Genomic DNA, 5,598 nt, shown 5'->3' on the forward strand with positions numbered 1-5,598 from the left:
CAGCGTACCGGCGGCACGATCCTCGGTTCGGCGCTGGGGCTGGTGGCGCTGAAGCTTGAGCTCATCTCTCTGCCGCTGATGGTCCTCTGGTGCGCGGCGGCGATGTTCCTCTGCGGCTGGCTGGCGCTGGGCAAGAAACCCTATCAGGCGCTGCTGATCGGCATTACTCTGTCGGTGGTGGTCGGGGCGCCGCCCGGCGATATGCATACCGCGCTGTGGCGAAGCGGCGATGTGATCTTCGGCTCGCTGCTGGCGATGCTGTTTACCGGCATCTGGCCGCAGCGGGCGTTCATCCACTGGCGCATCCAGATGGCCAGCTATGTCACCAACTTTAACCGCCTCTACCAGGCCGGCTTCTCGCCAAATCTGGTGGATCGACCGCGGCTGGAAAAGCATCTCCAGCAGGCGCTGAACGACGTGGTTAAAATGCGCGGGCTGATCACCCCCGCCAGCAAAGAGACGCACATCCAGAAGGCGATCTTCGAGGCTATCCAGACCGTCAGCCGCAACCTCGTCTGCATGCTGGAGCTGCAGATCAACGCCTGGTGGGCAACGCGTCCGGGTCACTTCGTGATGCTCAATGCGCACACCCTGCGGGAGACGCAGCAGATGACCCAGCAGACGCTGTTGTCCATCGCCCACGCGCTGTACGAAGGGAACCCTCAGCCTGTGCGCGCCAACAATGAAAAGCTGACTGAGATCGTCCTCGAACTGCGCCAGCTGCTGAAAGAGCAGGGTGATGACGGCCTGGCGGAAACCCCGGTCCATGGCTATGTTTGGCTCTCAATCGAACTGGCGCGCCAGCTGGAGCTGCTCTCGCATCTGATCTGCCGCGCGTTGCGCAAATAAACATCAGATGCACCGGGTAACCACATGGGTTGTTTCGATTCAGCAGCGTTTAGGGTTATGATAAACGCAAAGGAAAAAACATTGTCATCAGCGGCTGCTAGCAGTTATGTTAGCCCTATAACGCAGTCGCTTTACGAATCCGAATCTCAATTATTAGGGGTGTAAAAATGGAAACAACTAAGCCTTCTTTCCAGGACGTACTGGAGTTTGTTCGTCTGTACCGTCGTAAGAACAAACTGCAGCGTGAAATTCAGGACGTTGAGAAAAAGATCCGTGATAACCAGAAGCGCGTTCTGCTGCTGGACAACCTCAGCGACTACATCAAACCGGGCATGAGCGTGGAAGCCATCCAGGGCATCATCGCCAGCATGAAGAGCGATTACGAAGATCGCGTTGATGATTACATCATCAAAAATGCCGAGCTGTCCAAAGAGCGCCGCGACATCTCGAAAAAACTGAAAGTGATGGGCGAAGCCAAAGTCGAAGGCTAAACCCTGCCGGTCCGGCGGCGGTCAGCGTCGCCGGGCTGTTCCGCGTTTCCCTCTCTTCCCTGCTTTTTTCTGCGAAAACTTTGTTCCGGCAACTGCCTCTCCTCACCGACACTTTGCTATACTGGCCCGCGAAAAACGTATTGATATCGGAAAGGTTTCTCTCATCCTGGCCGGGCATCTGACGCAGCGGCGTCAGGGCGATATCTCAACACCTCTCACCTCTCCGACGATCGATTCGCCAGAAGACAAACTCAGGTGCTGACCGGGCGCGACAGAACTCTTCCGCTGCTTTCGCCGACAGGAGTCAACCTCACGTGATTAAGTCATTCTTTGCTGCACTCTCGTTTATCAGCCGCCTGCCGGTCCCGGCGCGGTTATCTCAGGGCCTGGAGATCGAACAGTACCAGCGCAGTATCGTCACCTTTCCGCTGGTCGGTTTACTGCTTGGCGCCATCGCCGGCGCGGTGGCGCTCCTCCTGCAGCCGTGGTGCGGCGTCCCGCTGGCGGCGCTGTTCGGCGTGCTGGCGCTGGCGCTGCTCACCGGCGGATTCCACCTTGACGGGCTGGCTGATACCTGCGACGGCATTTTCTCCGCCCGCACCCGCGATCGGATGCTGGAGATCATGCGCGACAGCCGGCTGGGCACCCACGGCGGGCTGGCGCTGATCTTTGTGCTGGTGGCGAAAGTGCTGGTGGTTGGCGAGCTGCTGCTGCGTGATATCCACCCCATCGCAGCCCTGGCGGCGGCCTGCGCCGTCGGTCGCGGGATGGCGGTGCTGCTGATGTATCGTCATCGCTATGCGCGGGAAAAGGGGCTGGGCAATCTGTTTATCGGCAAAATTAGCCTGCAGCAGACGCTGGTGACGATGGCGATGGCGATCGCGCTGGCCACCGCCCTGCTGGGGCTGCAGGGGCTGCGCGCCGCGCTGATCACCCTGGTGCTGATTTGGGGTCTGGGATGGGCGCTGAAGCGAACCCTCGGCGGGCAGACCGGGGATACCCTCGGGGCGGCGATTGAGCTGGGCGAATTACTCTTTTTACTGGCGCTGCTGTAAGGCCTGACACCAACGGTGAGGAACAGAATGGGAACACTTTCGGCGTTACTGGCTGCCATTCCGCAGCCCGATGTGGCGGGCATGGCGCGCGCTCAGCAGCATATTGATGGCCTGTTAAAGCCGCCCGGCAGCCTTGGCCGTCTGGAGACGCTGGCGGTGCAACTGGCCGGTCTGCCTGGCTTGCAGGGGCAGCTGGCGCTGGCGGAGAAAGCGATTGTGGTCATGTGCGCCGACCATGGCGTCTGGCATGAAGGCGTGACCCCTTCGCCGCAGGGGGTGACGGCCATTCATGCCGGCAATATGGTGCGGGGCAACACCGGCGTCTGCGTGCTGGCGGCGCAGGCCGGGGCCAGGGTGCAGGTAGTGGATGTCGGCATCGATGCCGACCCGCTGCCGGGCCTGATTAACCTCAAGGTGGCCCGCGGTAGCGGGAATATCGCCCGGACGGCGGCCATGAGCCGCCAGCAGGCGGAGACGGTGCTGCTGGCCAGCATGCAGCTCACCCGCCAGCTCGCTGCCGACGGGGTGAAAGCCTTCGGCGTCGGCGAATTGGGAATGGCCAATACCACCCCGGCCGCAGCGACGATCAGTGTCCTGACGGGCAGCGACCCTGACGCGGTGGTGGGTTGTGGGGCCAATCTGCCGCTGGCGCAGCGGGGCCATAAGGTGGCGGTGGTGCGCCAGGCGATAGCCCATAATCAGCCGAACCCGGCCGACGGGCTGGATGTCCTGGCGAAGGTGGGGGGTTACGATCTGGTGGGCATGACCGGGGTGATCCTCGGGGCGGCCTCCTGTGGCCTGCCGGTGGTGCTGGATGGCTTCCTCTCCTATGCCTCTGCCCTGGCCGCCTGCCGCATGGCCCCGTCGGCGCACCCTTATCTTATTCCTTCACACCTGTCGGCGGAGAAAGGAGCGCAGATCGCCCTCGACGCGCTGGGTCTGCGGCCGTATCTCGATATGGACATGCGCCTGGGAGAGGGCAGCGGCGCCGCGCTGGCGATGCACCTGCTGGATGCCGCCAGCGTGATGTACAACCAGATGGGAACGCTGGCGCAGAGCAATATTGTGTTGCCCGATAGCGCGCCGTCGTCCTGATGGTAAAACGCATCGTCCCGCGATGGGGGCGATGCGCCGGGTTTACAGGGCCTGCTGCCAGACCGCCTGGGGCAGGAGATAAACCTTCGCCGGGGCGCGCATGCCCTTAGTGACAATATGGCGGATGCCGCTGGCCATCACCGCCAGGGTGACGTCAAAGGCGTTCAGGCTGTCGCCGAAGCCAGCGGTCAGATTGAGCATCGAACCATTGGCCAGCAGATAGACGGTTTTGTCGGCCATGCGGTAGGCATTGATATACGGCATCACCTCTTCCTGGGGGTACTGGCGCAGGTAATCGCCGTCGATCTCTTCCGCCACGTGGCCGACGTTAAGGATAAATACTCCCGCTTTCGCGCGGTCCAGCGCCTGGCGATTTACCACGTTTTTACCGCCTGTCGCCGTGGCCACCACGTCCGCCGAGGCGATAGCCTCCTGGAGGTCCACCACGTGCCAGCCGTCGTAGGCTGCCTGCAGACGGCGGGCAGGATCGATCTCCGCCACCATCACCTGACCGCCAAAAGCTTTTGCCGCCGCCGCGACGCCCTGGCCGACCAGGCCGTAGCCGATCACCAGCACTTTTTTCTCATGCAGGGTGAGGTGAGTGGTCTGGAAGAAGGTGTGCCAGGCAGTGAGACCGACCATATGGCGGTTGTGCAGCCCCTCTTTGACCGGCAGATCGTCCCAGTTAAAGATCGGATAGCCTGGCTGAATATCCCCCAGCCGATTGACGCCCGAGCCGGTGGCTTCCAGACCCGCCACGATGTTCCCAAAATCGCCGCGCTGGTGGAGCAGGGTGGTGATATCGGCGCCCATCTCGCACAGGTGAGTGGGCTGCCAGGCAATCGCTTTTTCCCATGACTGTTGCCAGTCGGCATCGCTCATATTGCGCCACGCGCAGGCCTCGGCGCCGCGCTCCACCAGCCAGGCTACCACGTCGTCCTGCACGGTGGTGGGGTTACAGGTGGTTAAAAAGACCTGAGCGCCCTTGTCGAGGATCCCCTGTACCAGCGGGATTATTTTCATGTCGAGGTGCATACAGCAGGCCAGACGCACGCCGCTGAGGTCGGGCAGCGCGGCGACCTGACGCAGGGTACGCGGCATATTCTGGCTGGCCCATGCCACTTCTTTCGCTAAAGAGATTTTATTATTCACTGGGTTATGACCTTCAATTCGCAAAAGGGGTATCCCCCTGACCGAAAAGGGATTCTATCAGCCCCCGCGAGAATTCACAGCACAATGCCGTCGGACATCGCCGCCCGCGCTATCCCCTGCGAAAGACAGGGTTGTTAATTTAAGGTTAAAAAAAGAAAATAAAATATAAGTAATTCCTATGATTTGAGCGATGAAGCGATGTTGAGTGTTATTCCTGCGGGGATATTTTCACGGCTGCGGATTTTCCTTGGCCGCCTGAAGCCGCACGCGCTGCCGGTGGCCCGCCGGCATATCGTGCTGGGATCCATTGGCGCCGGCACCGGACTGGCGGTGACCAGCATGTTCAGCCACTGGCTGCTCGGCGAAGTCAATCTGTGGTTTATTGCCCCGATGGGGGCCTCGGCGGTACTCCTGTTTGGCGTACCGAGCAGCCCGCTGGCGCAGCCGTGGTCGATTGTCGGCGGCAACGTGCTGTCGGCGCTGATCGGTGTCACGGTGGGTATGCTGGTCCCCGATGCGGCGCTGGCCTGCGGTCTGGCGGCGGCTCTGGCCATCGCCGGGATGTATTTTCTGCGCTGTCTGCATCCCCCCGGCGGCGCGGTGGCCCTGACGGCGATCCTCGGCGGCGCCGGGGTGCACAGCGAAGGCTATCACTTTGTGCTGACCCCGGTGCTCCTCAACTCGCTGATGCTGGCGCTGCTGGCTATTGTGTTTAATAACCTGGTTGGCCGCCGTTATCCGCATCCGCTGGCGGCAGAGGAGGTCAAATCCAGGGCGGTGCCGCTGGGTATTTCGGTCACCCGGGAAGATATTCACGCCGCGCTGCTGGAAGGCCAGTTCCTCGACATTGATGAAGACGATGTCCAGGAGTTGCTGGAGAATATCGAGCAGCAGGCGCGGCAGCGTATCGCGACGGCCCGCCCCCCCCCAGGGGGGGAGGGGGGGGGGGGGGGGGG

General features: G+C 61.8%; 6 protein-coding genes. 5 read left to right on the plus strand and 1 reads right to left on the minus strand.

The features are described from left to right. The 4 genes from HMPREF9538_RS20470 to cobT form a co-directional block, all read left to right on the plus strand. Window positions 1–849: FUSC family protein (locus HMPREF9538_RS20470; RefSeq protein ID WP_009484387.1), on the plus strand; the 849-nt coding region annotated here is incomplete at its 5' end. A gap of 167 nt (window positions 850–1,016) precedes the next feature. Continuing rightward, window positions 1,017–1,340, plus strand: coding sequence for a DUF496 family protein (locus tag HMPREF9538_RS20465; protein WP_002911883.1), 324 nt, complete (start codon window positions 1,017–1,019; stop codon window positions 1,338–1,340). Window positions 1,341–1,654: 314 nt separating this feature from the next. Further along, window positions 1,655–2,395: an adenosylcobinamide-GDP ribazoletransferase gene (cobS, locus tag HMPREF9538_RS20460; protein WP_004180482.1), complete on the plus strand. Its 741-nt coding sequence runs from the start codon at window positions 1,655–1,657 to the stop codon at window positions 2,393–2,395. A gap of 27 nt (window positions 2,396–2,422) precedes the next feature. Continuing rightward, the gene (gene cobT, locus HMPREF9538_RS20455; RefSeq protein WP_009484388.1) at window positions 2,423–3,490 is read left to right on the plus strand and encodes a nicotinate-nucleotide--dimethylbenzimidazole phosphoribosyltransferase; all 1,068 of its coding nucleotides are present in this window, start codon (window positions 2,423–2,425) and stop codon (window positions 3,488–3,490) included. Window positions 3,491–3,532: 42 nt separating this feature from the next. Here the strand turns inward: cobT and HMPREF9538_RS20450 are convergent, their stop codons facing one another. Beyond that, a complete protein-coding gene (locus HMPREF9538_RS20450) occupies window positions 3,533–4,642 on the minus strand; it encodes an adenosylhomocysteinase (RefSeq protein ID WP_032457027.1) in 1,110 nt (369 codons plus the stop codon). Between the two features lie 198 nt (window positions 4,643–4,840). On the opposite strand from HMPREF9538_RS20450, the gene HMPREF9538_RS20445 reads away from it, so the two are divergent. Then, window positions 4,841–5,598, plus strand: a 758-nt coding sequence (locus HMPREF9538_RS20445; RefSeq protein WP_009484390.1) for an HPP family protein, incomplete at its 3' end; no start/stop codon positions are given.

It is taken from the genome of Klebsiella sp. MS 92-3 (assembly GCF_000195655.1).
In the GTDB taxonomy this organism is placed as follows: domain Bacteria; phylum Pseudomonadota; class Gammaproteobacteria; order Enterobacterales; family Enterobacteriaceae; genus Klebsiella; species Klebsiella pneumoniae.